This is a genomic window from Micromonospora globosa (genome assembly GCF_000717585.1).
In the GTDB taxonomy this organism is placed as follows: domain Bacteria; phylum Actinomycetota; class Actinomycetes; order Mycobacteriales; family Micromonosporaceae; genus Micromonospora; species Micromonospora aurantiaca.
The window spans coordinates 1-337 of record NZ_JNZR01000100.1 but is presented as its reverse complement, the minus strand read 5'-3'; the positions used below and the strand labels follow the sequence as shown (position 1 = coordinate 337).

Here is a 337-nt window from a genome sequence, read left to right as displayed (position 1 = left end):
GTCAGTTGAAGCAGTCCTCGACGGTGTTGGCGCAGTTGGTGGGGTCGTTGTTGCTGATGAGGGACTTGTCGTCGAGCTTGACGCGTCCTTCGTTGTTGAGGACGCCGCCGGCGACCCGGTGGAGCTTGCTGGAGTCGGTGGCGGTGTTCTTGGTGACGTGGGTCTTGGTCAGGGTGATCTTCGCCTTGTTGTTGAAGATGCCGCCGCCGTTGAGGGCGGTGTTGCCCTTGATGTCGGTGTCGCGGATGGTGAGGGTGGCGTTGTCGTCCTTGTCGTGGTCGCGGACGATGAAGCCGTCCTCGATCTTGACGAGCCACTCACCGTTGAAGATGCCGCC

General features: G+C 61.4%; 1 pseudogene. It reads right to left on the bottom strand.

Annotation, left to right across the window (positions count from 1 at the left end):
• Position 1: 1 nt before the first annotated feature.
• Positions 2 to 337 (bottom strand): annotated as a pseudogene (locus tag IF06_RS0131815) (hypothetical protein); the annotation flags it as partial.